The organism is Bradyrhizobium genosp. L (genome assembly GCF_015624485.1).
In the GTDB taxonomy this organism is placed as follows: Bacteria; Pseudomonadota; Alphaproteobacteria; order Rhizobiales; family Xanthobacteraceae; genus Bradyrhizobium.
In genome coordinates, this window is sequence record NZ_CP061378.1 from 6,738,329 (window position 1) to 6,764,749 (window position 26,421).

Sequence of the window (26,421 nt, forward strand, 5' to 3'; positions counted from 1 at the left end):
CTCTTTCCGTTATCGTCGTCCCGGCGAAGGCCGGGACCCATTACCACCGAACCGAATTGTTGCGAGACGCTGGGGCCGCAGCCTCGCATAACCACGGAGGCCTGTGGTTATGGGTCCTGGCTTTCGCCAGGACGACGGCTGAGGAAGTGACACCCCACATCATGACCGAAACAGCCTGGTATATTGCGTCTCGTGCCGCAGGCTGGCGAGGTCGGCGCGGAATGTCGCGCTGCCGAGATCGTCGAGCGACGCCGCGCCGGCGCGCGCCGCAGTCGCAGCAACGTCGGACTCGAGCGCGGCGAGCACGCGCTGGCTGTCGGTCTGCCCGAGCGGGATCAGCCGGCTGCCCGCGGAAATCCAGTTCGACACCACCGCATGCAGGAAGCCGTGCAGCGACGGCGCCAGCGGAATGCCGTGCGCGGCGCTGACGAGGCCGACTGCGACCGGATAGACGATTGCGCCTTCGCAGGCCTTGACCATCTCCTCGAGGCCCGGCGAATTCCAGGCGGCACGCGCGATGTCGATGAAGGCGCGGCCCTGCGAGGTGGTCTCGAGCTGCCGCTCGCGCGACGGCACGAAGGCGGCAGCGAGCTCGGCGATCTCCTTGAGCCCGGCATCGTCATGCCCGGACGCAGCGCGGTGGGTTTGCGCCAGGAACACGCCGTCGCAGAACCCGCTGCCGTCGGTCAGCATCGCGGCCAGCCAGCCGCGCAGCGAGGCGGCATCGGTGATGTCGCCGGCTTCCACCGCCCATTCGATGCCGCTGGAATAGGAGAACGCGCCGACCGGGAAGGACGGCGACAGCCACGTCATCAACCGATACAGCGCGGCCGCCTCGACCTCCGTCATCCCGCCGCTGGTGGCGGCGGGATCCGGCTCACTTGTGGTCATGAGCATGGGAGTGGTCGTGATGGTGGTGATCGTGGCCGCAATGCTCATCATGGTGGTGTCCATCATCGTGATGATGGTGATCACCGTGGTGATGGTGGTCGTGCCCGTGATCGTGATGATGCGCATGGGCATGCGCGTGGCTCTGCGCATGATCGTGCCCGGTATGCGCATGCGCGTGCGCCTCGGCATGCGCATGCTCGGCATAGGCGCCGCCCTCGGGATCGAACGGCGCCTCGATCTCGATGACCCTGGCGCCGAGCCCCTTCACCATCGCCTCGATGACGTGATCCCTGCGGATGCGCAAACCCTTCGGCATGATCTGGGTCGGCAGATGACGGTTGCCGAGATGCCAGGCGACCCGGATCAGATGATGCGGATCGCTGCCGCGGATTTCCAGCAGCGGCTCGGGCGCGGCCACCACCTCGACGAGGCGGCCGTCCTCCAGCACCAGCGCATCGCCGCCGCGCAGCGCTGTGGCGTTCTCCAGGTCGAGCAGGAATTCGAGCCCGCGCGTCCCGGTCATCGCCATCCGCCGCCGGTGCCGGTCGTCGAAATCGAGCACGACGGTGTCGGCCGCGGCGTGCGTCCAGCGATGCTGTCCCAGAACCTTTGTCGCGCGGATCATCGTAGCCTCAGATCTTCTCGACCTTGCCGTCGCTGATGATCTCGATCACCGTCGGCGCGGTCTTCATCTGCGCGGAATATTCGCGCCACACCTTCATGTGCGGCGCCTTGCTGTGTGCCGTAAGGTCGTCGCGGGTTTCCCAGCGCTCGACCACCACATAGAGGTTCGGATCGTTGACGCTGACATGGCCGTCATAGGCGAGGCAGCCCTTTTCCTTGCGGGTCTCGGCGGTGCAAGCCTTGTGGCCCTTGATGAAGTCGTCGCGGTTCTCCGGCTTCATCGGCGTGGTGGCGATGACATAGATCATGGATTGTCTCCCTTCTTGTTCGTTAGCGGACGTCGACCTTCTCGGGCGTGATCACCTCGATCCGCGGCGGCGCCGACATGCATTTCACCGCGACCCGGCCGAACGTTTTCATGTGCTCGGCGGTGCGATGCGGCACCAGCGCCTCGGCGTTTTCCCACTGCTCGACGAACACCATCTTCGCATGGTCGGTGACGCTCTCATGCAGATCGTAGGCGATGTTGCCCGGCTCCTTACGGGTTTCCTTGATGCAGGCGGTTGCCGCAGCGATGAATTCGGCGCGGCTCTCAGGCTTGATGGTCAGCGTAGCAACGACGTAAATCACGGAAATTCCTCCCGGTTTTCTTTTCTATTGAGATACCGGGAGGGGTTTTAGAACATAAAATAGCGCTGTGCCATGGGCAGCACCTCGGCTGGCGCGCAGGTCAGGAGCTCGCCGTCTGCGCGTACCTCATAGGTCTCGGGATCGACCTCGATCTTGGGCGTCGCGTCGTTGTGAATCATGCTCTTCTTGGAGATCTTGCCGCGGGTGTTCTGCACCGCGTAGAGCTTCTTGGAGATGCCGAGCTTGCGGGCGAGGCCGCCGGTGACCGCGGCCTTCGAGGTGAACACCACCGATGAGGCCGTCAGCGCCTTGCCGAAGGCGGCGAACATCGGCTGGTAATGCACCGGCTGCGGCGTCGGGATCGAGGCATTGGGATCGCCCATCGGAGCAGCCACGATCGAGCCGCCCTTGATGATGCAGTCCGGCTTGACGCCGAAGAAGGCCGGCGACCACAGCACGAGATCGGCGAGCTTGCCTTTCTCGATTGAACCAATCAGCTTCGAGACGCCGTGCGCGATCGCGGGGTTGATGGTGTATTTGGCGATGTAGCGCTTGACGCGGAAATTGTCGTTGTCGTTGCCCTTGTCCTGCGGCAGCGCACCACGCTGCTTCTTCATCTTGTCGGCGGTCTGCCAGGTGCGGATGATGACTTCGCCGAGCCGGCCCATCGCCTGCGAGTCCGACGACATCATCGAGAGCGCGCCGAGATCGTGCAGGATGTCTTCCGCTGCGATGGTCTCCTTGCGGATCCGGCTCTCGGCAAACGCAAGGTCCTCGGCGATCGAGGGATCGAGGTGGTGGCACACCATCAGCATGTCCAGATGCTCGTCGATGGTGTTGCGGGTGAACGGCCGGGTCGGGTTGGTCGAGGACGGCAGCACGTTCTTCAGGCCCGCGATCTTGATGATGTCAGGCGCGTGGCCGCCGCCTGCGCCCTCGGTGTGAAAAGCATGGATGGTACGGCCCTTGAACGCTTTCACCGTGTCCTCGACGAAGCCGGACTCGTTCAGCGTGTCCGAATGCAGCATCACCTGGACGTCGTAGTCGTCCGCGACCGAGAGGCAGGTGTCGATCGCCGACGGCGTGGTGCCCCAGTCCTCGTGCAGCTTCAGCGCACAGGCGCCGGCCTTGACCATCTCGACCAGCGCCGCCGGGCGCGACGCATTGCCCTTGCCGGAAATGCCGAGATTGACCGGGAAGGCGTCGAACGACTGGATCATCCGTCCCATGTGCCACGGACCCGGCGTGCAGGTGGTCGCGAAGGTGCCGTGCGACGGCCCGGTGCCGCCGCCGAGCATCGAGGTGACGCCCGACATCAGCGCATGCTCGATCTGCTGCGGGCAGATGAAATGGATGTGGCTGTCGAAACCGCCCGCGGTGAGGATCTTGCCCTCGCCCGCGATCACATCGGTGCCGGGGCCGATCACGATGGTGACGCCAGGCTGGATGTCGGGATTGCCGGCCTTGCCGATCGCCGCGATCATGCCCTCCTTGATCGCGACGTCGGCCTTGACGATGCCCCAGTGATCGACGATCAGCGCATTGGTGATCACGGTGTCGGCGGCACCTTGCGCGTTGGTCACCTGCGACTGCCCCATGCCGTCGCGGATCACCTTGCCGCCGCCGAACTTCACCTCCTCGCCATAGGTGGTGAAGTCCTTCTCGACCTCGATGATCAAATCGGTGTCGGCGAGCCGCACCTTGTCGCCGGTGGTCGGGCCGAACATGTCGGCATAGACGGAACGCTTGATCTTCACGGACATGTCAGCCCCCGGTTTCAGCCAGCGCGGCCCTGGCGCGCGCAATGGTGTCATCAAACATGCGATCCAGCCGCGGATTGCCGCCGCGGCATCCCGCGACGACTTTCGCGCCCCACGCGGCGTAGTCGGCGAGGTCGTCACGCTCGTCTCGGCTTGGATGCGGCACGATCCGCGCGCGCGTGTTGCTGATCTTGTCGGCGATCTTGATCAGCTTGGCATCCGGCGATTTGTGCGGGGCGTCCTCGATCTGCTTCTGCCGGCGGATCGCTTTCGGCAGGCGCATGTCGTCGGTGCATTCGACGACCAGCGAGGCGACACGCTCGGTGAACCGCTCAGCGAGCTCCTCGCGCGTGGTCGCGGTATCCTCGATCGTGTCATGGAGCCAGCCCGCGGCCACCAGTTCAGCATCCGCGCCATCGGTCACCTGTGCGAGCAAATTCGCGACCTCGGCCAGATGATTGATGTACGGCCCATCTCCCCGCCCCTTGCGCACCATCCCATTGTGACGACGCGCGGCAAAGTCGGCCGCTTCTGAGATGAGACGGATCGCGGGGCGCATTGGGCTACGGCGCTCCCACGACTGCTGTCGGAGCCCGGGGCTTACCCCTCTCCCCAACCCTCCCCCGCAAGGGGGGAGGGAGCCCGACCAGCGTGCTCACCTGACTGGGTCGAGTCATGACTTCCCCTCATCGGTAAGGGACGCATCGGCGGAAGGGTTCCCTCCCCCCTTGCGGGGGAGGGCTAGGGAGAGGGGTGCCGCTTGCTCCGCTGCTTCAAGGATCGCAAGAGCAACACCCTCCAGATTTTTCAGCACATCGTCGTTGGTGAAGCGCAGAACACGATATCCACGAGATTCGAGCCACACATCTCGCCGTTCATCGTATCGTACCCGCTCCGCGAAATCGTGACTCTCCCCGTCAACCTCGACGATCAGCTTGCTGGAATGCGCGACGAAATCGGCGATGTAATTTCCTGTCGGCACCTGCCGACGGAAGTTGAGGCCAGCAAGACGATCAGCCTTCAGATGGCGCCATAGCAACGTCTCGGCGCGCGTCATCGCACGGCGGAGCTGCTTGGCGCGACCGCGCTGGATGTCGCTTACCTGAGTATGCGGCATACCATCTACTCCAGGTCCAGCGTCAGGGAGGTACCGGCGGATGGGTTCCCTCTCCCTTTGCGGGAGAGGGGTGCCGCTTGCTCCGCCGCACGACGTGATGCGAGGTCAAATCGCGCGGGATCGATTGCGAGGGATGATCGAATCTCTTGAGTCGGAGCCCGGGGCTTACCCCTCTCCCCAACCCTCCCCCGCAAGGGGGGAGGGAGCCCGACCAGCTTGCTCACCTCACATGACATCGCGGCTTACCTCGCCTTAATCACAGCTTGCCCTTCACCTCGGCGCGAAATCCATAGATCACGCGCTTGCCGGCCAGCGCGACCAGCTGGACGTCGCGGGTCTGGCCGGGCTCGAAGCGGACGGCGGTGCCGGCGGCGATATCGAGGCGCATGCCGCGGGCTTTCTTGCGGTCGAATTTCAGCGCCGGGTTGGTCTCGAAGAAGTGGTAGTGCGAGCCGACCTGGATCGGGCGGTCGCCGGAGTTGGCAACCGACAGCGTCACGGTCTTGCGGCCGGCATTGAGCTCGATCTCGCCGTCCTTGATGAAGAGTTCGCCGGGGATCATCTCTGGCTCCTATCGGATCGGCTCGTGCACGGTGACGAGCTTGGTGCCATCGGGGAAGGTCGCCTCGACCTGGATGTCATGGATCATCTCGGGGATGCCGGCCATCACCTGCTCGCGCGTCAGGACCTTGGCGCCGGCCTGCATCAGCTCGGCGACGGTGCGGCCGTCGCGCGCGCCCTCGACGATGAAGTCGGTGATCAGCGCGATCGCCTCGGGATGGTTCAGCTTGACGCCGCGCTCGAGCCGGCGGCGCGCCACCATGGCAGCCATCGAAACCAAGAGCTTGTCCTTTTCACGGGGAGACAGATTCATGCGAGCACTCTGATCGTCCTGACGAGATCCAGTTGAGCCACGGCGTTCTAATTAAGCCAGAGTCTTGGCAGCGGCACGGCGGAGGCGCGGCCGAGCACCGTCATCATGTCGGCGCGCAACCTCCCGGCATCTTGGGCACAGAAGCGCGCCATTGCAAAGCCATTCCAGGCGGAGATGCCGACCTCGCCGCCAAAGCTTTCCGACGCTTCTCGGATGCGCTCGACCAGCGCCTCGTCGCCCGGCACGATCAGTGCCGTGCCGATCGCGGCGCCGCCATGGGCGATCGCGGGCTGTGCGAGCTTCCCGCCGATCTCGCCGTCGAGCCTGACGGTCTCGGCAAACACCAGCCGGCCGCCGCGGCGCAGCCGCCAGCGGTCGACGAATTCGCCGTGGCGCATGGTCTCGCCCATCGCTGCGCGGCCGAACACTACGATCTCGCAGAGCAGAAGCGAGGCGCCTTCGGCAAGGTCGATCTCGAAGCTGCGATGGATGCGGGCGTGATCGAACAGGATGGTCTCCTGCGGCAGCCAGGCGAGACGCGCGCCAGCGGCCGCCTTCAGCGCGATGTCGAGGCGCGCCGCGGCGCCCGGCGCGCGATAGACCTTCTCGGCCGCCGCCGTGGTCAGGGTCAGGCGGGCGCCCTCGCCTGCCGCAATCGCGATGTCGAAACGATCGCCGCCGGCGATGCCGCCGGCGGTGTTGACGAACATCGCGGACAGGCCCTCGTCTTCCGGAGAGGGAAAACGGACGCGCAGCGAACCTGACTCATGGAGGTCACCGCGACGGGTGACGCCGTCCCGGCAATGAACGCCGAAGCGGACCGCGCCTTGGGCGCGGTTCGCCGCAAACGTCGCCGCCGCCGCGCCTGCGATCCCGCTTCGCATTTCCCCGTCGCTCCCTTGCGCACGCCGCGCGCGGCGGCGTCACATCGTCTTCACAGCGCCATCTGGCGGCTGATCTCGGCGGGATCGAGGCTCGCGCGGTCGCAGGCATATTTCACCGCACCCCGGTCCATCACCGCAAAACTGTCGCCGAGTTCGCAGGCAAAGTCGAGATATTGTTCGACCAGCACGATCGCGATGTTGCCGAGGTTGCGCAGATAGGAGATCGCACGGCCGATGTCCTTGATGATCGAGGGCTGGATGCCCTCGGTCGGCTCGTCGAGCAGCAGCAGCTTTGGCCGCATCACCAGCGCGCGGCCGATCGCGAGCTGCTGTTGCTGACCGCCAGAGAGGTCGCCGCCGCGGCGGCCGAGCATGCTCTCCAGCACCGGAAACAGCGAGAACACGTCGTCGGGAATGTTCTTGTCCTCGCGCTTCAGCGGGCCGAAGCCGGTCTTGAGATTCTCTTCCACCGTCAGCAGCGGGAAGATCTCGCGCCCTTGCGGCACGAAGCCGATGCCGCGCCGCGCCCGCTCATACGGCTTCAGCGCGGTGATGTCCTTGCCGTCGAAATTGACCGCGCCGGAGGCGATCGGATATTGCCCGACCATGGCGCGCAACAGCGAGGTCTTGCCGACGCCGTTGCGGCCGAGCACGCAGGTGACCTTGCCCGGCTCGGCGGTGAGCGAGACGCCGCGCAGCGCTTGCGCCGCCCCGTAGAACAAATTGATGTCGTCGACCTTCAGCATCGCTCAGCGCCCCAGATACACTTCGACCACCCGCTCGTTCGACGACACCTGGTCGATCGAGCCTTCGGCGAGCACCGAGCCCTCGTGCAGGCACGTCACCTTGACGCCGAGCTCGCGGACGAAGGTCATGTCGTGCTCGACCACCATGATGGTGTGGTTCTTGTTGATCTCTTTCAAAAGCTCCGCGGTCAGATGGGTCTCGACGTCGGTCATGCCGGCGACGGGCTCGTCGACCAGCAGCACCTTTGGGTCCTGCGCCAGCAGCATGCCGATCTCGAGCCATTGCTTCTGGCCGTGCGAGAGCGAGCCGGCGAGCCGGTTGCGCGCGTCGGTCAGGCGGATCGTCTCCAGCACCTTGTCGATCCGCTCGGACTCAGGTCTGCTGCCGCGCCAGAACAGCGTGCCTCTGACGCTGTGATCGACGTTCAGCGCCAGCAGGAGATTGTCCTGCACGGTCTGGCTCTCGAACACCGTCGGCTTCTGGAATTTGCGGCCGATGCCGAGCTCGGCGATATGGGTCTCGTCGAGCCGGGTCAGATCGACGGTGCCGTCGAACAGCACGGTGCCCTCGTCCGGTTTGGTCTTGCCGGTGATGATGTCCATCATCGTGGTCTTGCCGGCGCCGTTCGGCCCGATGATGGCGCGCATCTCGCCGGGCGCCAGGGTCAACGACAGATTGTTGATGGCGTGAAAGCCGTCGAACGAGACGTGCACGCCGTCGAGATAGAGCATGGCCGAGGTGGCGCGGGTATCCATGACGTTCATGTGCCTACTCCGCCGGGTTCGGTGCGCCGACGCCGTCTTCGCGCGCGGCGCTGGCCTCATCGGCCGCAAGGCCGGCGCCGCGCCGCGCCGCGCCTTGATCGGCTCCCACCATGCATTGAAGGTGCCGACGATGCCCTTGGGCAGCAGCAACGTCACCAGGATGAACAGCGCGCCCAGCATGAACAGCCAGTATGGCGCGAGCGGACCAGACGTGAAGAACGTCTTGGCATAGTTGACGACGACGGCGCCGAGCGCCGCGCCCACCAGCGTGCCACGGCCGCCGACCGCGACCCAGATCACGGCCTCGATCGAGTTGCCTGGCGCGAATTCGCTCGGGTTGATGATGCCGACCTGCGGCACGTAGAGCGCGCCCGCGACGCCGGCCATGCAGGCCGACAGCGTGAACACGAACAGCTTGTAGGATTCGACCCGGTAGCCGAGGAAGCGGGTGCGGCTCTCGGCGTCGCGCACCGCGATCAAGACCTTGCCGAGCTTCGAGGTGACGATCGCGCGGCAGATCAGGAACGCGATGATCAACGCCAGGCAACTCAGCAGGAACAGCGCGGCACGGGTGCCTTCGGCCTGCACGTTGAAGCCGAGGACGTCTTTGAAGTCGGTCAGGCCGTTGTTGCCGCCGAAGCCGAAGTCGTTGCGGAAGAACGCCAGCAGCAGCGCATAGGTCATCGCCTGCGTGATGATCGAGAGATAGACGCCGGTGACGCGCGAGCGGAAGGCGAGCCAGCCGAAGCAGAAGGCGAGCAGGCCCGGCACCAGGAGCACCATCAGCGCCGCGAAGGCGAAGCTATGAAAGCCGTACCAGTACCACGGCAGCTTGTCCCAGTTCAGGAACACCATGAAGTCGGGCAGGATCGGGTTGCCGTAGACGCCGCGGCTGCCGATCTGGCGCATCAGGTACATGCCCATGGCGTAGCCGCCGAGCGCGAAGAAGGCGCCGTGGCCGAGCGAGAGGATGCCGCAATAGCCCCAGATCAAATCGATCGAGAGCGCGAGGATGGCGTAGCAGACATACTTGCCCCACAGCGCCACCAGATAGGTCGGCACCTGGAACATCGAGCCCTGCGGCAGCAGCAGGTTGGACAGCGGGATCAGGACGCCGAGCCCGGCGACCACCAGGATGAAGATGGTCGCGGCCCGGTCGAGCGAGCGGGTCAGGATGTGCGGCGTCATGCTTCCACCGCCCGTCCCTTGAGCGCGAACAGGCCGCGCGGCCGCTTCTGGATGAACAGGATGATCAGCACCAGGATCGCGATCTTGCCGAGCACCGCGCCCGCCACCGGCTCGAGGAACTTGTTGGCGATGCCGAGCGTGAAGGCGCCGACCAGCGTGCCCCAGAGATTGCCGACACCGCCGAACACCACGACCATGAAGCTGTCGATGATGTAGCTCTGGCCGAGGTTCGGGCTGACATTGTCGATCTGCGACAGCGCCACGCCGGCAATGCCGGCGATGCCCGAGCCGAGGCCGAAGGTCAGCGCGTCGACCCGCGAGGTGGCAATCCCCATCGACGCCGCCATGCGGCGGTTCTGGGTCACGGCGCGCATCTCGAGGCCGAGCGCGGTGTAGCGCAGCATCGCCAGCAGGATGGCGAACACCGCCAGCGTGAAGCAGAGGATCCAGAGCCGGTTGTAGGTGATGGTGATCTGGCCGAGCTCGAAGGCGCCGCTCATCCAGGACGGATTGCCGACCTCGCGGTTGGTCGGACCGAACGCGGTGCGCACCGCCTGTTGCAGCACCAGCGAGAGGCCCCAGGTCGCAAGCAGCGTCTCCAGCGGGCGGCCGTAGAGGAAGCGGATGATGCTGCGCTCGATCAGCACCCCGATCGCGCCGGCGACCAGGAAGGCGAGCGGCACCGCGATCAGGAGCGAATAGTCGAACAAAGCCGGATAGCGGGTGCGGATCACCTCCTGCACCACGAAGGTGGTGTAGGCCCCGAGCATCACCATCTCGCCGTGGGCCATGTTGATGACGCCCATCACGCCGAAGGTGATGGCAAGCCCGATCGCGGCGAGCAGCAGCACCGAGCCGAGCGACAGGCCGTACCAGGCGTTCTGCACCATCGACCACATCGCGAGATTGCTCTGGATCGAGGAGACCGCGCCGGCCGCGGCCTTGGCGACCAGCGGCGGCTGCCCGGCATCGAGACCGGTCAGCAGCGCCAGCGCCTCCTGGTCGCCGCGCGCCTTGACCACCGAAATGGCGTCGAGCTTGTCGCTGTCCGAGGCGTCGGACTTGAACAGGATGATGGCGGCGCGCGCCTCGGCGAAGGCTTGCTTGATCGACTTGACGGTCTCCTTGGCGAGCGCGCTCTCGACCGTCGGCAGCAAATTCTCCTCGTGGCTCTTGAACACCGATTGCGCGGCGGCAAGGCGCTTGGCCGGATCCGACGACAGCAAGGTCAGGCCGCCGAGCGCAGCCTCCACGGTGCGGCGCAGGCGGTTGTTGAGGCGGACGGCGGCGGCATTGTCCGGCAGCTTGTCGACGGCGGCGCCGGTGGCGGCATCGACGATCTTGCCGTCGTTCTTCGTGATGAAGACCTTCTTGCTGTCGGGATCGGCCGACAACCGGCCATCCTGCAGCGCGCTGATGATGGGCGAGGCCTGCGGATTGCCCGACGCTGCGATCTCGCCGACCGCGTCCTCGGTGTCGGAGAACTCGTCATTGGCGAATTTTGCGACCGAATCCTCGAACGGGCCGGCGAGCGCCGGAAGAGCAAAGCAGCTCAGCAACAGGATCGAGAGAAACAACGCCCGAAAGCGATCAAAGCAATTGGCAAACACGTGGCTACCCCGGCAGGAGTGGGAGGAGAAGGCGGCGAGCATGCCGCCTTCTCCAATGTTGGAAGGTTATGTTGTGTCGTTGGTTAGCTCAGGAGTGCCCGATCAGGAGTGCCGAATCAGGAGCCCTGGCCGCCGCACTTGTTGGTCTTGGTGTTGTAGTTGCCGCACTTCTTGCCGACCCAATCGCCGATCAGGTCCTTGGAGCCCTCGAGCTCCTTCGACCAGGCGTCGCCGGCCACCAGGCCCGGGGTCTTCCAGACCACGTCGAACTGGCCGTTGGCCTTGATCTCGCCGATGAACACCGGCTTGGTGATGTGGTGGTTGGGCAGCATCTTCGACATGCCGCCGGTCAGGTTCGGCGCCTCGATGCCGGGGAGCGCGTCGATCACCTTGTCCGGATCGGTCGACTTCACCTTCTCGACCGCCTTCACCCACATGTTGAAGCCGATATAGTGCGCTTCCATCGGGTCGTTGGTGGTGCGCTTCGGATTCTTGGTGTAGGCCTGCCACTCCTTGATGAACTTCTCGTTCGCCGGGGTCTTGATCGACTCGAAGTAGTTCCAGGCGGCGAGATGGCCGACCAGCGGCTTGGTGTCGAGGCCGGCGAGCTCTTCTTCGCCGACCGAGAACGCGACCACCGGGATGTCGGTCGCCTTGATGCCCTGGTTACCGAGCTCCTTGTAGAACGGAACGTTGGCGTCGCCGTTGATGGTGGAGACCACGGCGGTCTTCTTGCCGGCCGAGCCGAACTTCTTGATGTCGGCCACGATCGTCTGCCAGTCGGAGTGACCGAACGGCGTGTAGTTGATCATGATGTCGTCCTGGGCGACGCCCTTGGACTTCAGATAGGCTTCCAGGATCTTGTTGGTGGTGCGCGGATAGACGTAGTCGGTGCCGGCCAGCACCCAGCGCTTCACCTTCTCTTCCTTCATCAGATAGTCGACGGCGGGGATCGCCTGCTGGTTCGGCGCCGCACCCGTGTAGAACACGTTGCGCTCGGACTCCTCGCCCTCATACTGCACCGGATAGAACAGGATGTTGTTCAGCTCCTTGAACACCGGGAGCACGGACTTGCGCGACACCGACGTCCAGCAGCCGAACACGACCGCGACCTTGTCCTTGGTGATCAGCTCGCGCGCCTTTTCGGCGAACAGCGGCCAGTTCGAGGCGGGGTCGACCACGACGGCCTCGAGCTTCTTGCCGAGCACGCCGCCCTTCTTGTTCTGCTCGTCGATCAGGAAAAGAATCGTGTCCTTCAGCGTGGTTTCGCTGATGGCCATGGTGCCGGACAGCGAGTGAAGGATGCCAACCTTGATGGTGTCGTCGGCCGCTTGTGCGGGCGCGAACGGCGAGGACGCAGCCAGGCCTAAAACCAGGCCGGCCGTCGCCGCGAGGGCGCGGCGGCGGGTCATCGTCGCTATTCCGTGAGTAAGTTGAGTAAGCATGAAATGTCGTCTCCCTGACGCAGGCGTGGAACGCTTGCGAAACGGCCGCTTGGCCGCCTGCGGTTAAGAGAATCGCAAGAACTGTGCCACGCTGTGCAGGGGCGATAAGAGATTGAACCAGCTAGATAATTTGTTTGGTTCCGGGCAAATACGGAAGCCAATCGCCCAAATATTAAGCTCCAGAAATGTATGCCAAAAGAGCAGTCCGCTTATTTCATGAGCATAAATTGGCTTTTGGCTATTTTTCCGGCATGGATTGATGACCACCGTTGCTCATATCGGGCATCTCGCCATCCAGACCGGCAACACCTTGAAACCGCCGCGTTTCTGGTCCATATCCCCGTCGTGCCCGCGTGAATCGCGGTGCGCCGCGCGAGCTGCGTGTTCCAAGTCGTCTCCGCGGCTTCTGGCTCGCCTTCATATCCAACCAAGCTAGATGCCCCAGACACGCGGGTGTCCTGACGCCCTCGTGCGATCCTGGCGATATCCGCCGGGACGACGATTGTTTTCATGGAAAGAACCACCTTTTGACCTCCTTTCAGGATTTCGGCCTCGCCGATCCCATCGCCCGCGCGCTTCGAGAAGAGAACTATCTCACGCCGACCCCCATCCAGGCCCAAACCATCCCGCTCGCGCTTGCCGGCCGCGATGTCGTCGGCATCGCCCAGACCGGCACCGGCAAGACTGCGTCCTTCGCGCTGCCGATCCTGCACCGCCTGCTCGAGAACCGCGTCCGTCCGCAGCCGAAGACCTGCCGCGTGCTGGTGCTCTCACCGACCCGCGAGCTGTCCGGGCAGATCCTCGACAGCTTCAACGCCTATGGCCGCCACATCCGCCTGTCCTCGGCGCTGGCGATCGGCGGCGTCCCGATGGGCCGCCAGGTCCGCGCCGTGATGCAGGGCGTCGAGGTGATGGTGGCCACCCCCGGCCGCCTGCTCGACCTCGTGCAGAGCAATGGGCTGAAACTCAACCAGGTCGAGTTCCTGGTGCTCGATGAAGCCGACCGCATGCTCGACATGGGCTTCATCAACGACATCCGCAAAATCGTCGCCAAGCTGCCGATCCGGCGGCAGACGCTGTTCTTCTCGGCCACCATGCCCAAGGACATCGCCGAGCTCGCCGAAGCGATGCTGCGCGACCCCGCCCGCGTGGCGGTGACGCCGGTGTCCTCGACGGTCGAGCGCATCGCCCAGCGTGTGATCCAGGTCGATTTCGCGGCCAAGCCGGCGATTCTCGCCCAGCTTCTGAAGCAGGAGCCGGTCAACCGCGCCCTGGTCTTCACCCGCACCAAACACGGCGCCGACAAGGTCGTGAAGGGCCTCGCCAAGGCCGGTATCGAAGCCAATGCGATCCATGGTAACAAGTCGCAGAACCACCGCGAGCGCACGCTGGCCGCGTTCCGCACCGGCGAAATCCGCACGCTGGTGGCGACCGACATCGCCGCCCGCGGCATCGACGTCGACGGCATCAGCCATGTCGTCAATTTCGACCTGCCCAACATCCCGGAAACCTATGTCCACCGCATCGGCCGCACCGCGCGCGCCGGCGCCGAGGGCGTTGCGATCTCGCTGGTCGCAGGAGCCGAGGAGATGGGTTATCTGCGCGACATCGAACGGCTGATCAAGATCACGGTGCCGCGGGAAGACCGCCGCACGCAGGGCGGTCGCGAGGCGGCTGCGCCAGCGCAGGCGCCCCATCCACACCGGGGCGGCCGCTCAGCGCCCCGCGCCCACAATGTCCGTGGGAATGAACCGGCTCCGAGTGCAAAAGGCCCTCGCCGCCGCCGCCGTGGAGGTGGTAATAACGGCGCGCCGCAGACGAGCCGGGGCGAGTCGCCGCGTCCGTCGCAGGCCGGCAGCAGCGAAGGCATTCAGGGCGTCGCCTTCTTGCATCGCGAGAGCCGGCCGAAACCGCAACCCAACCGCAACAACCGACCGAAGCACTAGCCGTCGCTCGATCTGGAGAAACATATGGCTAAGGAAGAGCTGATCCAGTTCGAAGGACTGGTGACCGAAATCCTCCCCGACGCTCGCTACCGGGTGCAACTCGATGCCGGACACGAGATCGTCGCCTACACCGCCGGCAAGATGAAGAAGAACCGCATCAAGACGCTGGCCGGCGACCGGGTCACGATCGAGATGTCGCCCTACGACCTCGAAAAGGGCCGGCTGATTTTCCGCCACAAGGACGAGCGGCCGGCCGGCGCACCCGGCGGTCCGCCTCGGGGACCGCAGCGCGGCGGCCAGTTCCGCCGCCGCTAAGTCCTGCAACCGTAACGGGCACGACAGCCCCTTGGGACGCCTGATAATGGCCGGCGCATGCGCCGGCCAAAAATCGCGCACGTCAGGATTGTTTTGAGCCCTTCTATCGCATAATATCGGGCAATCGATTTTCGGCCGGACGACATTAGCTACTACCGGTACAGCCGGTTCAGACGCTGACGACCCTTCCAAAAATTCGATCTCACCACCCCGCCGAAGGGCGGGTCTTGAACTTGTATATCTGAGAAGGGACTACCCACGTGAGCATGGGAACCGTGAAGTGGTTTAACGCGACCAAGGGCTACGGCTTCATCCAGCCGGATGAAGGCGGGAACGACGTGTTCGTGCACATCAGTGCCGTCGAGCGCGCCGGCCTTGGCACTCTGCGTGAAGGCCAGAAGATCTCCTACGAGATCGTGGCTGACCGCCGTTCCGGCAAATCCTCGGCCGACAATCTGCGCGCCGCTGGATAAGCCGATTTCCAGGGAGCCTCAGGCTTCCGGGAAATTGTCACTCAAAGCAACAAAGGCCGCATCTTCGGATGCGGCCTTTTTTGTGATGCGTTTTTGTGATGCGTTGCGACGACGGCGGTCGCCGACGACAGCGTGCGGCTCATGTCAACGGGCAGGACAAGGCGCCCGAACTCGGCGTCGGATAGACGACGCAGATCGATTGCCGCGGGCGGGTATAGGCGACGTCGCTGAGACTGATGCCCGATTTGGTCATCACGTAGCCGATGGTCGGGACATATTTGTAGCTGATCTCGCTGAAGATCAGATAGGTCTTCGGGATCAGCAGTGCCGACGGAATGATGCCGGTGACGTTGTCGCCCGCGTTGCGGGCCGAATTCGTCAACGTCGCCTGCGTGGCGCCGCTGGTCATGGTCGCGGCCTTGCTCCACACCACCTTCGCGATGCTGGTGGAATCGACGTAGATCTCCGACAGCGTGGCCTTGGTCGGCGACGGATCGTAGGGCGTCATGATGCCGACGCTGGCGCTGAAGAAGTTGGTGAGATCGGCATCCGCCACCGAGGGCGACTGCGAGGTCAGATCCGACAGGGTTCGCGCCATCAGCGTCACCTTGCGGTCGGCCGCGATGCCGGACGAGAACTCGACGGTGCCGAGGAACATCACCAGCATCATTGGCAGCACGAAGGCGAATTCGACGGCCGCAAGGCCGCGCTTGTCGCGAAAAAGGCGACGCAAATGAAGCCGGGTCCGTGACATCTTCGACATGGTCCGCATCAGTTGAAGGGCTCGTTCTTGAAGGCCGCGGTCGCGGTCAGCAGCCGCTTGCCATTGCAGAGATTGGAGGGGTTGAAGCCGAGCTTGGTGACGAACAGCGGCCATTGGTAGAACAGGCGGACCACGACGATATCGCTGGCGCCACCAGGGCTGTATTGCATCGACGGCAGGAAGCAGTTGCTGGAATCGATCGGCGAAGCGACGTTGACGTTGGCGAAGCCGGTGCTGGACGAATAGCTGCGCACGTCGACATAAATACCGTTGGTGCAATCGAACAGAGCGCCGATCCTGCCGCAGACATAGCTCTTGAACTGCGCCTGGGTGTAAGAGGCGCTCTGGGCCTGGCCGGTCATGATCATGCGCGCCGAGTCCTGCGTCACCGTCTCGAGCACCTGGCTGGCGAAGAAGATCATGCCGACCTCGATGATCGCAAACAGCAGCGCGAAGAACAGCGGCGCGATCAGCGCGAACTCGACCGCAGCCGAGCCGCGCCGGTGACGGCGGAAGCGGCGCAGGAGCTTGAGGGAAAGACGAGCGGGCAGCGGCATCAACGACCCCGGATCAGCACATGGCTGCAACAACTAACTCGAAACTCATTGTGGAAGTGTTTCGCCGGATCGAGACAGAGCGACCCGATCCGTTAGGCCAATCTTAACCATGTCGAACGGACCGCCCGTGCTGCGGCCGCCGCCTCCGGCATTGCGCCGGAGTGGAAACGTCAATTCGTCGGCCTGCTTGCGGCCGAACCCGAGGTGGTGGCTTCCTTGTTCAGCGTGCCGGCCTGGTCCATCGCCGCCTTGAAGTAGGTCGCGCCGTCGCCCAACGTGATGCGGCGCTGGCACACCGGCATGCAGCTATAGGTCTCGCGGTCGACACCCCGATAGACAGTGACGAGCTGATCGCTTGGGCCTTCGACCTGGATCTGGCGATCCACCAGCACTTGGCCGGCGCGGTCGAGCGCGATGAAGTTGGTTGCGCCATAGCCCTTGCCGGTGACGACCACGACGCCGCCGGTCTGCAACGTCACATCGGCGATCAGCGGGTTGCCGACCACGATGGTGGCGATGCCGGATGGCAGCTTGACGAGCTTGGCCTGATCGACATTGACCGCGATCCGGTCAGGATCGGGGGCGGCCACGGAGACGACCGGCCAGAGCAGCAGGCTTGCTGCCACCGAGATGAATCCAAAGCGCGTGACGGCGCGAATACGCAGGGACCTAAACGACATACTCTACCCCGGGACGTTGACGAGCCGGCAAAAGCGATACGCGGCGGACCGGCGCCCGACGGGCAGAATCTGACGGGAATTCATTTAAGAAGAGCAAAAATTGGTTAGCCAATTGCGCGGATGTCCCGACTTTCCGACCTGCATCCGTCCCAAGACCGGCGAAGCCTAGGCGGTCGCGGCGCTTCGGCTGCGGCCGACGCTTACAGCCAGCAGATGGCCCAGCCGGTTGAAGCGACGCTCGATCAGGGGCTCGATCAGGACATAACTCAGCGCCAGCGAAACGCCCACGACCAGAACCGTCATCAACACAAGATCGACCTGCAGCCATTTCGCGAGCGCCGACAGCACCGCGAAGTGCAGCAGATAGACTGCGTAGGAATGACGCCCGAGCAGGCCGATCAGGGAGTTCGACGCCTTGCCGGCGAGCAGGACATAGGCCATCGCAAACAGCAGCCCGACCTGCGCGCCCCACGACGAGGTCAGGCATGCCCCGACCAGCAGCAGCGCGCCGAGCCGCGGCCGGCTGCCGCGCTCGATCACATCGTACAGCAATAGGCCGAGGCCGAAGCAGATCGCCTGGCGCGGCAGCCAGCAATAATACAGCCCGGCCGCGAGATAGGCCTGCAGCGGCGGCAGCGCCGCGGCCAGGCGCGGCACCAGATAGTGATCGGCCACGACGCCCGCGACGACGCTCGTCAGCGCGATCAGGCCATAGCAGGCGAGCGGGCCGTTCGGCTGCCTGAACAGCCGGATCAGCAGCGGAAACAGCAGATAGAACTGCATCTCGACCGCGATGCTCCAGCCGCCGGGCACCACCGAATTGAACGCCGTCGGGCTGAACAGCTGCAGGAATCCGACCGTCAGGGCGACGTCGGTGGCGCTGATGCCGTCGGGCGCCCACTGCTTGATTCCCGCACCTCCGGTGATCGCGAGATAGAACGGGATCGCGAGCCAGAACAGCGGAACGATGCGAAAGGCGCGGCGCAGATAGAACGAACCGGCGGCGGCAAGATCGCTCCGCTCGCCATAGGTCAGCATCATCGTATAGCCGGAGACGATGAAGAACAGCTGCACGCCAAGCTGGCCGTAGTCGTAGCCGATGCTTTGCAGGCCCGGAACGACGCTCGTCGCGCGAAGCGCGCAATGCGACAGCACCACCCCGAGGATGGCGATGCCGCGCAACAGATCCAGTGTTTGATTGCGCGTCGTCATGACGGCTCGTTTCCCGGTCGCGGCTCAGCCGGCGGCGCGCACATGCACCACCACGTGGTCATCGGCATAGATGCGCTGCCATCCACCGAGGCGATCGAGCAGCTTGACCGCAGGCGTCGCCGGCTCGAGCATCACCGCATCGATGTCGTAGGTCTTAAGCAGATCGAGCAAGCCGTTGACGTCCTTGAGCTGCAGCGCACGGTAATAATCCAGCCCAAACCTCTCGCCGTACAGTTCGGCGCGCCCATCGATGAACACCGGCACATGCCGCCAGATCAGATAGCCGCCGAAGCCCCTGTCGTTGAGCAACCGCTTGACGTTGTGCGCCTTCAGCACGTCGACCGCGGCCCCCGGCGAATAGGTGACCGGCGGCGCCAGCTCCGCGCGCGCCGCAACCGCAAAGGTCAATGCGCAGAGGCCGGCGAGCAGCATCGTCGCCGGCGCGCGCTTGACGGAGCCACCTCCCGTGGCCCGCAGGCCGAATTGCGCGGCGACCGGCGTCAGCAGCGCGAGCGGCAGCAGCAGCGCGAAGATCTCGACATTGCGGACATGAGACAGCGCCATGTGCAGAAGACCGAGCACCAGCGCGATCCGCGGCGGCGGCAACCGCACCCCGCAATAGAGGGCTGCGCCGATCAGGCCGAGCAGGGTCAGCTGGAACGCGCCGAGATGGCTGAAATCGATCGGCATCCACTCCGCGATCAGGTGCAGCAGCTCGCCGAGACCCAGAATCTTCCGCGAGGCCAGGATGGTGCCCCAGCCGTAGGGAGTGACGCAGCAGGCCGCGAGCGCGCCGATGCCGAACGCCATCCAGCGCAGCGCCAGCGACGGCCGCTCGGCCGGCGCCGCATTCCACAGCGCATCGAGCGCGAAGGCGCCGACCAGCACCAGGCCGAACAGGAATCCGCCATGCAGATTGGCCCACAGCGCGATCAACGGCAGCAGCCAGAATGAAGGCGCCGCGCGGCGTTCGCTGGCGACCATCAGGCTGTTCGCCCAGACGATCATGATCGGCAGCACCAGCACATGCGGACGGGCCAGCAGGTGCCCGCATGTCAGCACCAGCGCAACCAGCGCAACGACACTCGCATAGGTCGCCGGCATCCGGCGGCTGAGGATCGAGGTCAACAGTGCGAAGGTCGCGGCGCTGCAGGCGGCAGTCAGCACCACCGGCCCGGTCCAGCCCGCGACATCATAGGCTTTCGCGAACAGGATCTGCGCGAGCCAGGACGACGACACCCACGGCTCGCCCGCCTTGGTGAACGAATAGATGTCCACCGACGGCAGTGCGCCATGATCGAGGATCCATTGGCCGACCGTGATCTGCCAATAGGTGTCGGGATCGCCGAGCAGCCGTGCGCCGATGATCAGCAGCAGGCCGTAGACGCCGCACGCCATCCAGCACCAGGCCGGCACCCCTGCGAAGGCCGAGGTGCTCTCCCGAGGGATGATGACGGTCTCGGAACTCATGCTCGGAACTGCCGGCGGCGCGGCCGCGTCACTGTCGGAACGGATAGGCGAGCTGTCCGCCGATCTCGGCCGGAACGCCCTGCTCGGCGTCGACACCGTAATCCTCCGGCAGCTTGCCCTCGGGCATCCGGAACGTGCCGAACAGGATGTCCCAGAGCGGGAAGGTGCCGGCGAAATTGGTGTCGCCGCCTTCCTCGAGCCCGGTGTGGTGCCAGCGATGGAACACCGGCGTCGCGATCACATATCTGAACGGGCCGAGCGTCCAGTTCAGGTTGGCGTGCACGAAAGCCGAGTGGAAAGTGGTGAACGGGCCGACCCACACCATGATGTTCGGCGAGATGCCGGCCATCAGCAGGATCACGTCGACCGAGATCGTGCCGATCAGGAGATTGACCGGATGGAAGCGCGCGGCCGAGATCCACTCGAGATCCTCGGAGGAATGATGAATGGCGTGGTACTTCCAGAAGCCGCCGCCATGGAACATGCGGTGCAGCCAATAGAGCATGAAGTCGGAGGCGACCAGGAAGATGATCGACTGCAGCCAGAGCGGCAGCTGCGCCAGCGGACCGTGTCCGTTCTCGTAGAAGGCGATCAGGTCGTCGGCGCTGTGAACGTCGAATACCGCGGCCGCGCCCACCACCAGAAGCCCGATGCGCAGCACGCGCGCGAACACCGGTACGAAGAACCAGTAGCAGATATCGGTGACGATCTCGCGCTTCTGCCACCACGGCTTGCCGGGGTTACAGGACCAGAAGTGGGTCAGCACGGTGAAGACGAGCGCGAGGCCGATCGTGATCGGCACCACCCTCATCATCGTCTCGCCGATCATCTGCAGGACTTCAAAGGGCAGGGTGGACATGACGGCCTCATTCCAGGGATCATGCTCACAGCTATAGGTTTGCGCTTAAGGAGCCGTGAATCCCGCAAGTCGCGAATCCTGCAAGTCCCGGAGGCGCGGCAACAATCCGCAATTTTAGCAGGCCGCTTAATGCCAAATTTACTGTGCGCAACAACTGCGAGTTCGCGCCGATTTTATGCGATCAAATTAACTGCGCCGCAATCGTCGAACCCTAGGGTACCGGCCATGGTCACGGTGCTGAGAACGCCGGCAAGACCAAACCTTAGTTCGACCAGCCACGTGTACAGGAGTTATTTATGAAGAATCTCGTTTCGCGTTTCGTGAAGGACGAATCCGGCGCGACCGCTATCGAATACGGTCTGATTGCCACCGGCATCGCGATCGCGATCATCGCTGCGGTCAACGGCGTCGGCTCCAAGCTGTCCGGCACCTTCAACTCGATCTCGGGCTCGCTGAAGTAAGCAGGCTCGGACGAACACGAATTCAAAGGTCCCGGTGTCCCCGGGACCTTTGCTGTTTGTCGGGGTCGTCGATCGGCCATCTGCGCCAGGAGAGCGCGAGCCTTTCCCGATTGTTCATCATTGGCCGCTAGCGTCGCGCGCGGCACCCTCTCCAGCTTGACGGCATTCACCCATGATCCTCGACATCGCCCGCATGGTGCTGTTTCCGGCCCTCATGGCCTTCGCGGCGGCGAGCGATCTCCTCACCATGACGATTCCGAACCGGGTTTCGCTGGCGCTGGTCGCCGGCTTCCTGGTGATGGCGCCGCTGACCGGAATGGGCGCCCACGACATGCTGAGCCACGCCGGCGCCGGCGCGCTGGTGCTCGTACTGGCGTTCGGCATGTTCGCGATGGGCTGGGTCGGGGGCGGCGACGCCAAGGTTGCGGCCGCCGCGGCGCTCTGGTTCGGCTTTGCGCACCTGCTCGACTTTCTGGTCGTGGCCTCGCTGTTCGGCGGCGCGCTGACCGTGCTGCTGCTGCAGCTCCGGCAGTGGCCGCTGCCCTCCCGGCTGCTGTCCCAGGCCTGGCTTGCCCGCCTGCACGACAAGCAGACCGGGATTCCCTACGGCATCGCGCTCGCGCTCGGCGCCTTGCTGGTCTATCCGGATACGCGCTGGATCCAGACCATCGATCTGGCGCAGCTCGCCTTGCGCTGACGGCACGCGGGTAACCGCCCGTTAAGGCGATTTAGATACGCCTCATTAACCATGCTTTGACGAATAGCTGGTCAACTCCCGTCACGGCGGCGGCAGCGTCGCGGCGTCATGTGGAAAGTGAAGCGTAATGAATACGGCCCGCATTATGGTCCTGGCAATCGCAGGCTGCGCCGGCCTTGCCGCGCTCTATCTGGCGAGCGGCAGCGACACGCCGGCGCCGCCTCCCCCGGTCGCGCAGCTACCCACAGTCGACATCCTGGTCGCCAAATCCGACATCGGCCTCGGCCAGACCGTGAAGCCCGAGGACCTGCAATGGCAGACCTGGCCGGCCGCCACCGCCAGCGCGACCTTCATGCGCAGGGACACCAACGCCGAAGCCATCAAGGATGTCACCGGCTCGATCGCCCGCTCCGCGTTCATCCAGGGTGAGCCGATCCGCGACCAGAAGCTGGTCAAGGCCGACGGCAGCGGCTTCATGGCCGCGATCCTGCCGAGCGGCATGCGCGCGGTATCGACCGAAATTTCTCCCGAGACGGCGGCCGGCGGCTTTATCTTGCCGAACGACCGGGTCGACGTGCTGCTTTCCAAGCGGGACAAAAATCCCGACCGCAACGGCACCGACATCATCAATTCCGAGGTCATCCTGACCAACGTCCGCGTGCTGGCGATCGACCAGGCGCCGAAGGAGAAAGACGGCAACAACGCGCTGGTCGGCAAGACCGTGACGCTGGAGTTGAAGCCGGAACAGACCGAGACGCTGGCGCGGGCGCGCCAGAGCGGGATCCTGTCGCTGGCGCTACGCAGCATCGCCGACAACCACGCTCCGTCCGAGATCAAGGTCGACGACAGTCAGAACCGGCGCGGCGAGACGGTGAACGTCATCCGCTACGGCATTGCCAGCCAGGCGACGACGCAGAAGTGACGATGAGGGCATACGGGATGAAGTACGGGGCAACTCAACGGACGATGCGGACCTTCGTGGTCCGCGCCCTGTCGTTTTCGGCCATCACGGCTTTCACGCTCAATCCGGCGCTGACGCCGGTGATCGCAAGCGATTACCGCGCCGCGGCACCGGTCGCGACCGACGGCCAGATGAACGCGCGCGCCCTGTCGCTCGGCGTCGGCAAGTCGGTGGTGATCGACCTGCCGCGCGACATCAAGGACGTGCTGGTCGCCGATCCCAAGATCGCCAACGCCGTGGTCCGCTCGGCGCAGCGCGCCTACATCATCGGCGCCGCGGTCGGCCAGACCAATATCGTGTTCTTCGACGCCGCGGGCCAGCAGATTGCCGCCTATGACATCGCGGTCAAGCGCGACCTCAACGGCGTGCGCGCCGCGCTCAAGCAGGCGCTGCCCAACGCCGACATCCAGATCGAAGGGTTCGGTGAAGGCGTCGTGCTGAGCGGCACCGCCTCGAGCCCGATCGAGGCGCAGCAGGCCGGCGACATCGCAACGCGGCTGGTCGGCACCAGCGAGAAGGTCGTGAACTCGGTCACGATTCGCGGCCGCGACCAGGTGATGCTGAGGGTCACGGTCGCCGAAGTCGCACGCAGCCTGATCAAGCAGCTCGGCATCGACCTCACCACCAGCCTCAACTACGGCACCGCGGTGGTGAACTTCAGCAATTCGAATCCGTTCACGGCCTATGGCCGCACGCTGACCGCCAATACCCTGACCACCTCGTTCGGCTCGACGCCGTCGGTGTCGGCGACGCTGCGCGCGATGGAGAGCGCCGGCGTGGTGCGCACGCTGGCCGAGCCGAACCTGACCGCGATCTCGGGCGAATCCGCCACGTTCATCGCCGGCGGCGAGTTTCCGGTTCCTGCCGGCTACTCCTGCGACCCCACCACGCATGTCTGCACCACGCAGATCAGCTTCAAGAAGTTCGGCATCTCGCTCAACTTCACGCCGGTCGTGCTGACCGAGGGACGGATCAGCCTCCGGGTGATGACCGAGGTCTCCGAACTGTCGAACGACAACTCGATCACGCTGTCGCAGGCGGTGACCTCGACCACGGTCAACTCCGTGACGGTCCCCTCGATCAAGACCCGTCGCGCCGAGACCACGCTGGAGATTCCCTCCGGCGGCTCGATGGCGATGGCCGGCCTGATCCAGGACCAGACCAAGCAGGCGATCAACGGCTTTCCCGGGCTGATGCAGCTTCCGGTGCTCGGCACGCTGTTTCGCAGCCGCGATTACGTGAACAGCCAGACCGAGCTGATGGTGCTGGTAACGCCCTATGTGGTTCGTGCCGTCGCGCAAAAGGACCTCTCGCGTCCGGATGACGGCTTCGCCGCCGCGAACGATCCGCAGGCCGACCTGCTCGGCAGCATCAATCGCATCTACGGCGTGCCTGGCCGGACCGAGCCGGCGCGGAGCTACCGCGGCACCTACGGCTTTATTACGGACTGAGGCGGACGATGACACAGACCACATCCACGACATCAGCCGATCGCAGGCGCGCCGTCACCCTTGCCGGGGCGCTGCTCGGTCTTGCCGTGACGCTCGGCGCCTGCCAGCACACCGACGACAGCCTCGCGATGGTGAACGCGCCGGACGATTATCGGCAGCGTCATCCGATCTCGGTCACCGAGGCCGATCGCTCGATCGTGGTGTTCGTCGGCCGCGCCCGCGGCGGCCTGACCGCCGAACAGCGCGCCGACGTGATGGCGATGGCGCAGGACTGGATGCGCGAGGGGACCGGCGCCGTCACCGTCGACGTTCCCGTCGATACGCCGAATGCGCGCGCCGCGCAGGAATCACTGCACGAGATCCAGGCCAGTTTCGCTGCCGCGGGCGTGCCGCCGCGCGGAATCCTGGTGCGCAAATATCATCCCCAGGACCCGCGCCAGCTGCCGGCGATCCGGGTGAACTATCCGAGGATCGCGGCGACTGCCGGGCCGTGCGGGCTGTGGCCGGAAGACCTCGGCCCGTCGATCCACAATCCGTCCTATGGCGAGAACAAGCCGTACTACAATTTCGGCTGCGCCAATCAGCGCAACTTCGCCGCGATGATCGATAATCCGTCGGACCTCGTGCAGCCGCGCGCCGAAACCCCGGCCTACACGCCGCGCCGTACCATCGCATTCGACAAATACCGGAAGGGTACCGCGACCACCACGAGCTATCCCGAGGCCGAAAAGGCCAAACTCAGCGACACAGGCAAATGATCACCTACGCGCAACAAAACGCCGAAGAGCAGACGGAGGCGACGCCGCCGGCCGCGGAGGATCATATTGCGCCGGCGCCGCGGGTTTCGGTCCAGGCGTTCTGCGAGACGGTCGAGACCGCTGCCGCCGTACAGGCGGCCGGCGAGGATCGCCGGCTGGCCAAGGCCCATCTCAAGATCCAGATGGGCGGCATGGCGGCCGCCGTCGAGGCCTATCGCTCGGCGCCGACGCCCAACGTCATCATCCTCGAGACCGAAAACCGCAACGACATATTGGCCGGCCTCGACCAGCTCGCCACCGTCTGCGACGCCGGCACCCGCGTCATCGTGATCGGCAAGATCAACGACGTGACGCTTTACCGCGAGCTGGTGCGGCGCGGCGTCAGCGACTATGTGATCGCGCCGGCGAACGCCATCGACGTGGTGCGCGCGGTGTGCGGCCTGTTCTCGGCGCCGGAAGCCAAGGCGGTCGGCCGCGTGGTCGCCGTCGTCGGCGCCAAGGGCGGTGTCGGCGCCTCGACCATCGCCCACAACGTCGCCTGGGCGATCGCCCGCGACCTGGCACTGGATTCGGTGGTCGCCGACCTCGATCTCGCCTTCGGCACCGCCGGCCTCAACTACAACCAGGATCCGGTGCAGGGCATCGCGGACGCGGTGTTCTCGCCCGATCGCGTCGACACCGCCTTCGTCGACCGCCTGCTGTCGAAATGCACCGATCATCTGAGCCTGCTGGCGGCGCCCGCGACGCTCGACAAGGTCTACGATTTCGGCGCCGACGCGTTCGATGCGATCTTCGACACGCTGCGCACCACGATGCCCTGCATCGTGCTCGACGTGCCCCACCAATGGTCGGGCTGGACCAAGCGCGCGCTGATCGCGGCGGACGACATCCTGATCGTGGCGGCGCCCGATCTCGCCAATCTGCGCAACGCCAAGAACATGTTCGACCTGCTGAAAGCGGCCCGGCCGAACGACCGCGCGCCGCTGTACTGCCTGAACCAGGTCGGGGTGCCTAAGCGTCCGGAGATCGCAGCCGCCGAGTTCGCCAAGGCGATCGAGAGCCAGCCGATCGCCACCATCCCGTTCGACCCGCAGATCTTCGGCTCGGCCGCCAACAACGGCCAGATGATCGCCGAGATCTCGGCCAATCACCGCGCGGTCGAGATGTTCCTGCAAATGGCGCAGCGGCTGACAGGCCGCGGCGAGACCAAGAAGCCGAGGGGGTCGTTCCTGTCGCCCCTGCTCGAAAAGTTGCGGTCCAAATAATGGCCCGCGTGGAGTCAAG

29 protein-coding genes and 1 pseudogene are annotated in these 26,421 nt (G+C 64.9%); 9 read left to right on the forward strand and 21 right to left on the reverse strand.

Going from position 1 to position 26,421, the window contains the following annotated elements:
* Positions 1 to 159: 159 nt before the first annotated feature.
* The 15 genes and pseudogenes from IC762_RS32120 to urtA all read right to left on the reverse strand — a co-directional run bounded on the left by IC762_RS32120 (position 160) and on the right by urtA (position 12,534).
* Positions 160 to 897 carry an urease accessory protein UreF gene (locus IC762_RS32120; protein WP_195790383.1) on the reverse strand — a complete coding sequence of 246 codons (738 nt, stop codon included), beginning with the start codon at positions 895 to 897 and terminating at the stop codon, positions 160 to 162.
* Entirely contained in the window at positions 878 to 1,516 is a 639-nt protein-coding gene (locus IC762_RS32125; protein WP_195786091.1) for an urease accessory protein UreE, read from the reverse strand. Before IC762_RS32125 ends, IC762_RS32120 begins: the two co-directional genes overlap by 20 nt.
* A 7-nt stretch (positions 1,517 to 1,523) precedes the next feature.
* Complete coding sequence (locus IC762_RS32130) at positions 1,524 to 1,823, reverse strand: putative quinol monooxygenase (RefSeq protein WP_195786092.1); 300 nt, start codon at positions 1,821 to 1,823, stop codon at positions 1,524 to 1,526.
* Positions 1,824 to 1,845: 22 nt separating this feature from the next.
* Positions 1,846 to 2,145, reverse strand: coding sequence for a putative quinol monooxygenase (locus tag IC762_RS32135; protein ID WP_195786093.1), 300 nt, complete (start codon positions 2,143 to 2,145; stop codon positions 1,846 to 1,848).
* Between the two features lie 47 nt (positions 2,146 to 2,192).
* On the reverse strand, positions 2,193 to 3,908 hold the full coding sequence (gene ureC / locus IC762_RS32140; RefSeq protein ID WP_195786094.1) for an urease subunit alpha: 1,716 nt from the start codon (positions 3,906 to 3,908) through the stop codon (positions 2,193 to 2,195).
* 1 nt (position 3,909) lies between these two features.
* On the reverse strand, positions 3,910 to 4,464 hold the full coding sequence (locus IC762_RS32145; protein WP_195786095.1) for an HD domain-containing protein: 555 nt from the start codon (positions 4,462 to 4,464) through the stop codon (positions 3,910 to 3,912).
* Positions 4,465 to 4,578: 114 nt separating this feature from the next.
* On the reverse strand, positions 4,579 to 5,022 hold the full coding sequence (locus IC762_RS32150) for an endonuclease domain-containing protein (RefSeq protein WP_195786096.1): 444 nt from the start codon (positions 5,020 to 5,022) through the stop codon (positions 4,579 to 4,581).
* Positions 5,023 to 5,278: 256 nt separating this feature from the next.
* The gene (locus tag IC762_RS32155; protein ID WP_021076832.1) at positions 5,279 to 5,584 is read right to left on the reverse strand and encodes an urease subunit beta; all 306 of its coding nucleotides are present in this window, start codon (positions 5,582 to 5,584) and stop codon (positions 5,279 to 5,281) included.
* Between the two features lie 9 nt (positions 5,585 to 5,593).
* The gene (locus tag IC762_RS32160; RefSeq protein WP_195786097.1) at positions 5,594 to 5,896 is read right to left on the reverse strand and encodes an urease subunit gamma; all 303 of its coding nucleotides are present in this window, start codon (positions 5,894 to 5,896) and stop codon (positions 5,594 to 5,596) included.
* Positions 5,897 to 5,943: 47 nt separating this feature from the next.
* The gene (locus IC762_RS32165) at positions 5,944 to 6,780 is read right to left on the reverse strand and encodes an urease accessory protein UreD (RefSeq protein WP_195786098.1); all 837 of its coding nucleotides are present in this window, start codon (positions 6,778 to 6,780) and stop codon (positions 5,944 to 5,946) included.
* 50 nt (positions 6,781 to 6,830) lie between these two features.
* Positions 6,831 to 7,526 (reverse strand): urea ABC transporter ATP-binding subunit UrtE, encoded by a 696-nt coding sequence (urtE, locus tag IC762_RS32170; protein WP_195786099.1) that lies wholly within the window; start codon positions 7,524 to 7,526, stop codon positions 6,831 to 6,833.
* A gap of 3 nt (positions 7,527 to 7,529) precedes the next feature.
* Positions 7,530 to 8,291, reverse strand: coding sequence for an urea ABC transporter ATP-binding protein UrtD (urtD, locus tag IC762_RS32175; protein ID WP_195786100.1), 762 nt, complete (start codon positions 8,289 to 8,291; stop codon positions 7,530 to 7,532).
* Positions 8,292 to 8,295: 4 nt separating this feature from the next.
* Positions 8,296 to 9,479: pseudogene (gene urtC, locus IC762_RS32180) on the reverse strand (urea ABC transporter permease subunit UrtC).
* Positions 9,476 to 11,131 (reverse strand): urea ABC transporter permease subunit UrtB, encoded by a 1,656-nt coding sequence (gene urtB / locus IC762_RS32185; RefSeq protein ID WP_246801346.1) that lies wholly within the window; start codon positions 11,129 to 11,131, stop codon positions 9,476 to 9,478. Before urtB ends, urtC begins: the two are co-directional and overlap by 4 nt.
* 74 nt (positions 11,132 to 11,205) lie before the next feature.
* Positions 11,206 to 12,534: an urea ABC transporter substrate-binding protein gene (gene urtA / locus IC762_RS32190; protein ID WP_195786101.1), complete on the reverse strand. Its 1,329-nt coding sequence runs from the start codon at positions 12,532 to 12,534 to the stop codon at positions 11,206 to 11,208.
* Between the two features lie 527 nt (positions 12,535 to 13,061).
* Between urtA and IC762_RS32195 the strand changes: the two genes are divergently transcribed.
* From IC762_RS32195 to IC762_RS32205, 3 genes are all read left to right on the forward strand, one after another.
* A complete protein-coding gene (locus tag IC762_RS32195; protein WP_195786102.1) occupies positions 13,062 to 14,480 on the forward strand; it encodes a DEAD/DEAH box helicase in 1,419 nt (472 codons plus the stop codon).
* Between the two features lie 24 nt (positions 14,481 to 14,504).
* Positions 14,505 to 14,795 carry a translation initiation factor IF-1 gene (gene infA / locus IC762_RS32200; RefSeq protein WP_195786103.1) on the forward strand — a complete coding sequence of 97 codons (291 nt, stop codon included), beginning with the start codon at positions 14,505 to 14,507 and terminating at the stop codon, positions 14,793 to 14,795.
* A 260-nt stretch (positions 14,796 to 15,055) separates the two neighbouring features.
* Positions 15,056 to 15,268, forward strand: coding sequence for a cold-shock protein (locus tag IC762_RS32205; protein ID WP_016842648.1), 213 nt, complete (start codon positions 15,056 to 15,058; stop codon positions 15,266 to 15,268).
* Between the two features lie 139 nt (positions 15,269 to 15,407).
* On the opposite strand, the gene IC762_RS32210 is transcribed toward IC762_RS32205, so the two are convergent.
* From IC762_RS32210 to IC762_RS32235, 6 genes are all read right to left on the reverse strand, one after another.
* Entirely contained in the window at positions 15,408 to 16,022 is a 615-nt protein-coding gene (locus tag IC762_RS32210; RefSeq protein WP_433995928.1) for a TadE/TadG family type IV pilus assembly protein, read from the reverse strand.
* A gap of 17 nt (positions 16,023 to 16,039) precedes the next feature.
* A complete protein-coding gene (locus IC762_RS32215; RefSeq protein WP_195786105.1) occupies positions 16,040 to 16,588 on the reverse strand; it encodes a TadE/TadG family type IV pilus assembly protein in 549 nt (182 codons plus the stop codon).
* Positions 16,589 to 16,758: 170 nt separating this feature from the next.
* Positions 16,759 to 17,268, reverse strand: a complete 510-nt coding sequence (locus IC762_RS32220) for a pilus assembly protein N-terminal domain-containing protein (RefSeq protein WP_195786106.1) — start codon at positions 17,266 to 17,268, stop codon at positions 16,759 to 16,761.
* A 165-nt stretch (positions 17,269 to 17,433) separates the two neighbouring features.
* Positions 17,434 to 18,480, reverse strand: a complete 1,047-nt coding sequence (locus IC762_RS32225; protein WP_195786107.1) for an acyltransferase family protein — start codon at positions 18,478 to 18,480, stop codon at positions 17,434 to 17,436.
* Between the two features lie 24 nt (positions 18,481 to 18,504).
* The gene (locus IC762_RS32230) at positions 18,505 to 19,950 is read right to left on the reverse strand and encodes a hypothetical protein (RefSeq protein WP_195786108.1); all 1,446 of its coding nucleotides are present in this window, start codon (positions 19,948 to 19,950) and stop codon (positions 18,505 to 18,507) included.
* A gap of 28 nt (positions 19,951 to 19,978) precedes the next feature.
* The gene (locus tag IC762_RS32235) at positions 19,979 to 20,809 is read right to left on the reverse strand and encodes a sterol desaturase family protein (protein ID WP_195786109.1); all 831 of its coding nucleotides are present in this window, start codon (positions 20,807 to 20,809) and stop codon (positions 19,979 to 19,981) included.
* 296 nt (positions 20,810 to 21,105) lie between these two features.
* Here IC762_RS32235 and IC762_RS32240 point away from each other — a divergent pair, with 296 nt between their 5' ends.
* From IC762_RS32240 to IC762_RS32265, 6 genes are all read left to right on the forward strand, one after another.
* The gene (locus tag IC762_RS32240; RefSeq protein WP_139480303.1) at positions 21,106 to 21,270 is read left to right on the forward strand and encodes a Flp family type IVb pilin; all 165 of its coding nucleotides are present in this window, start codon (positions 21,106 to 21,108) and stop codon (positions 21,268 to 21,270) included.
* A gap of 172 nt (positions 21,271 to 21,442) precedes the next feature.
* A complete protein-coding gene (locus tag IC762_RS32245; protein WP_195786110.1) occupies positions 21,443 to 21,967 on the forward strand; it encodes an A24 family peptidase in 525 nt (174 codons plus the stop codon).
* 127 nt (positions 21,968 to 22,094) lie between these two features.
* Complete coding sequence (gene cpaB, locus IC762_RS32250) at positions 22,095 to 22,889, forward strand: Flp pilus assembly protein CpaB (RefSeq protein ID WP_195786111.1); 795 nt, start codon at positions 22,095 to 22,097, stop codon at positions 22,887 to 22,889.
* A 17-nt stretch (positions 22,890 to 22,906) separates the two neighbouring features.
* The gene (locus tag IC762_RS32255; RefSeq protein WP_195786112.1) at positions 22,907 to 24,379 is read left to right on the forward strand and encodes a type II and III secretion system protein family protein; all 1,473 of its coding nucleotides are present in this window, start codon (positions 22,907 to 22,909) and stop codon (positions 24,377 to 24,379) included.
* Between the two features lie 8 nt (positions 24,380 to 24,387).
* On the forward strand, positions 24,388 to 25,137 hold the full coding sequence (locus IC762_RS32260; protein WP_195786113.1) for a CpaD family pilus assembly protein: 750 nt from the start codon (positions 24,388 to 24,390) through the stop codon (positions 25,135 to 25,137).
* Entirely contained in the window at positions 25,134 to 26,402 is a 1,269-nt protein-coding gene (locus IC762_RS32265) for an AAA family ATPase (protein WP_195786114.1), read from the forward strand. The genes IC762_RS32260 and IC762_RS32265 overlap by 4 nt, the downstream gene beginning before the upstream one ends.
* The last annotated feature ends 19 nt before the right edge of the window (positions 26,403 to 26,421 follow it).

What these genes read in the sequence shown, in the direction of transcription:
- IC762_RS32220 (WP_195786106.1), bottom strand. Translation starts at nt 17,268, where the DNA reads ATGTCGTTTAGGTCCCTGCGTATTCGCGCCGTCACGCGCTTTGGATTC.
- IC762_RS32160 (WP_195786097.1), bottom strand. Translation starts at nt 5,896, where the DNA reads ATGAATCTGTCTCCCCGTGAAAAGGACAAGCTCTTGGTTTCGATGGCT.
- IC762_RS32245 (WP_195786110.1), top strand. Translation starts at nt 21,443, where the DNA reads ATGATCCTCGACATCGCCCGCATGGTGCTGTTTCCGGCCCTCATGGCC.
- IC762_RS32130 (WP_195786092.1), bottom strand. Translation starts at nt 1,823, where the DNA reads ATGATCTATGTCATCGCCACCACGCCGATGAAGCCGGAGAACCGCGAC.
- IC762_RS32265 (WP_195786114.1), top strand. Translation starts at nt 25,134, where the DNA reads ATGATCACCTACGCGCAACAAAACGCCGAAGAGCAGACGGAGGCGACG.
- IC762_RS32120 (WP_195790383.1), bottom strand. Translation starts at nt 897, where the DNA reads ATGCTCATGACCACAAGTGAGCCGGATCCCGCCGCCACCAGCGGCGGG.
- IC762_RS32210 (WP_433995928.1), bottom strand. Translation starts at nt 16,022, where the DNA reads ATGTCACGGACCCGGCTTCATTTGCGTCGCCTTTTTCGCGACAAGCGC.
- cpaB (WP_195786111.1), top strand. Translation starts at nt 22,095, where the DNA reads ATGAATACGGCCCGCATTATGGTCCTGGCAATCGCAGGCTGCGCCGGC.
- urtE (WP_195786099.1), bottom strand. Translation starts at nt 7,526, where the DNA reads ATGCTGAAGGTCGACGACATCAATTTGTTCTACGGGGCGGCGCAAGCG.
- IC762_RS32215 (WP_195786105.1), bottom strand. Translation starts at nt 16,588, where the DNA reads ATGCCGCTGCCCGCTCGTCTTTCCCTCAAGCTCCTGCGCCGCTTCCGC.
- IC762_RS32155 (WP_021076832.1), bottom strand. Translation starts at nt 5,584, where the DNA reads ATGATCCCCGGCGAACTCTTCATCAAGGACGGCGAGATCGAGCTCAAT.
- ureC (WP_195786094.1), bottom strand. Translation starts at nt 3,908, where the DNA reads ATGTCCGTGAAGATCAAGCGTTCCGTCTATGCCGACATGTTCGGCCCG.
- infA (WP_195786103.1), top strand. Translation starts at nt 14,505, where the DNA reads ATGGCTAAGGAAGAGCTGATCCAGTTCGAAGGACTGGTGACCGAAATC.
- IC762_RS32260 (WP_195786113.1), top strand. Translation starts at nt 24,388, where the DNA reads ATGACACAGACCACATCCACGACATCAGCCGATCGCAGGCGCGCCGTC.
- IC762_RS32150 (WP_195786096.1), bottom strand. Translation starts at nt 5,022, where the DNA reads ATGCCGCATACTCAGGTAAGCGACATCCAGCGCGGTCGCGCCAAGCAG.
- IC762_RS32225 (WP_195786107.1), bottom strand. Translation starts at nt 18,480, where the DNA reads ATGACGACGCGCAATCAAACACTGGATCTGTTGCGCGGCATCGCCATC.
- IC762_RS32240 (WP_139480303.1), top strand. Translation starts at nt 21,106, where the DNA reads ATGAAGAATCTCGTTTCGCGTTTCGTGAAGGACGAATCCGGCGCGACC.
- IC762_RS32235 (WP_195786109.1), bottom strand. Translation starts at nt 20,809, where the DNA reads ATGTCCACCCTGCCCTTTGAAGTCCTGCAGATGATCGGCGAGACGATG.
- IC762_RS32145 (WP_195786095.1), bottom strand. Translation starts at nt 4,464, where the DNA reads ATGCGCCCCGCGATCCGTCTCATCTCAGAAGCGGCCGACTTTGCCGCG.
- IC762_RS32125 (WP_195786091.1), bottom strand. Translation starts at nt 1,516, where the DNA reads ATGATCCGCGCGACAAAGGTTCTGGGACAGCATCGCTGGACGCACGCC.
- IC762_RS32255 (WP_195786112.1), top strand. Translation starts at nt 22,907, where the DNA reads ATGAAGTACGGGGCAACTCAACGGACGATGCGGACCTTCGTGGTCCGC.
- urtD (WP_195786100.1), bottom strand. Translation starts at nt 8,291, where the DNA reads ATGAACGTCATGGATACCCGCGCCACCTCGGCCATGCTCTATCTCGAC.
- IC762_RS32230 (WP_195786108.1), bottom strand. Translation starts at nt 19,950, where the DNA reads ATGAGTTCCGAGACCGTCATCATCCCTCGGGAGAGCACCTCGGCCTTC.
- urtB (WP_246801346.1), bottom strand. Translation starts at nt 11,131, where the DNA reads ATGCTCGCCGCCTTCTCCTCCCACTCCTGCCGGGGTAGCCACGTGTTT.
- urtA (WP_195786101.1), bottom strand. Translation starts at nt 12,534, where the DNA reads ATGCTTACTCAACTTACTCACGGAATAGCGACGATGACCCGCCGCCGC.
- IC762_RS32165 (WP_195786098.1), bottom strand. Translation starts at nt 6,780, where the DNA reads ATGCGAAGCGGGATCGCAGGCGCGGCGGCGGCGACGTTTGCGGCGAAC.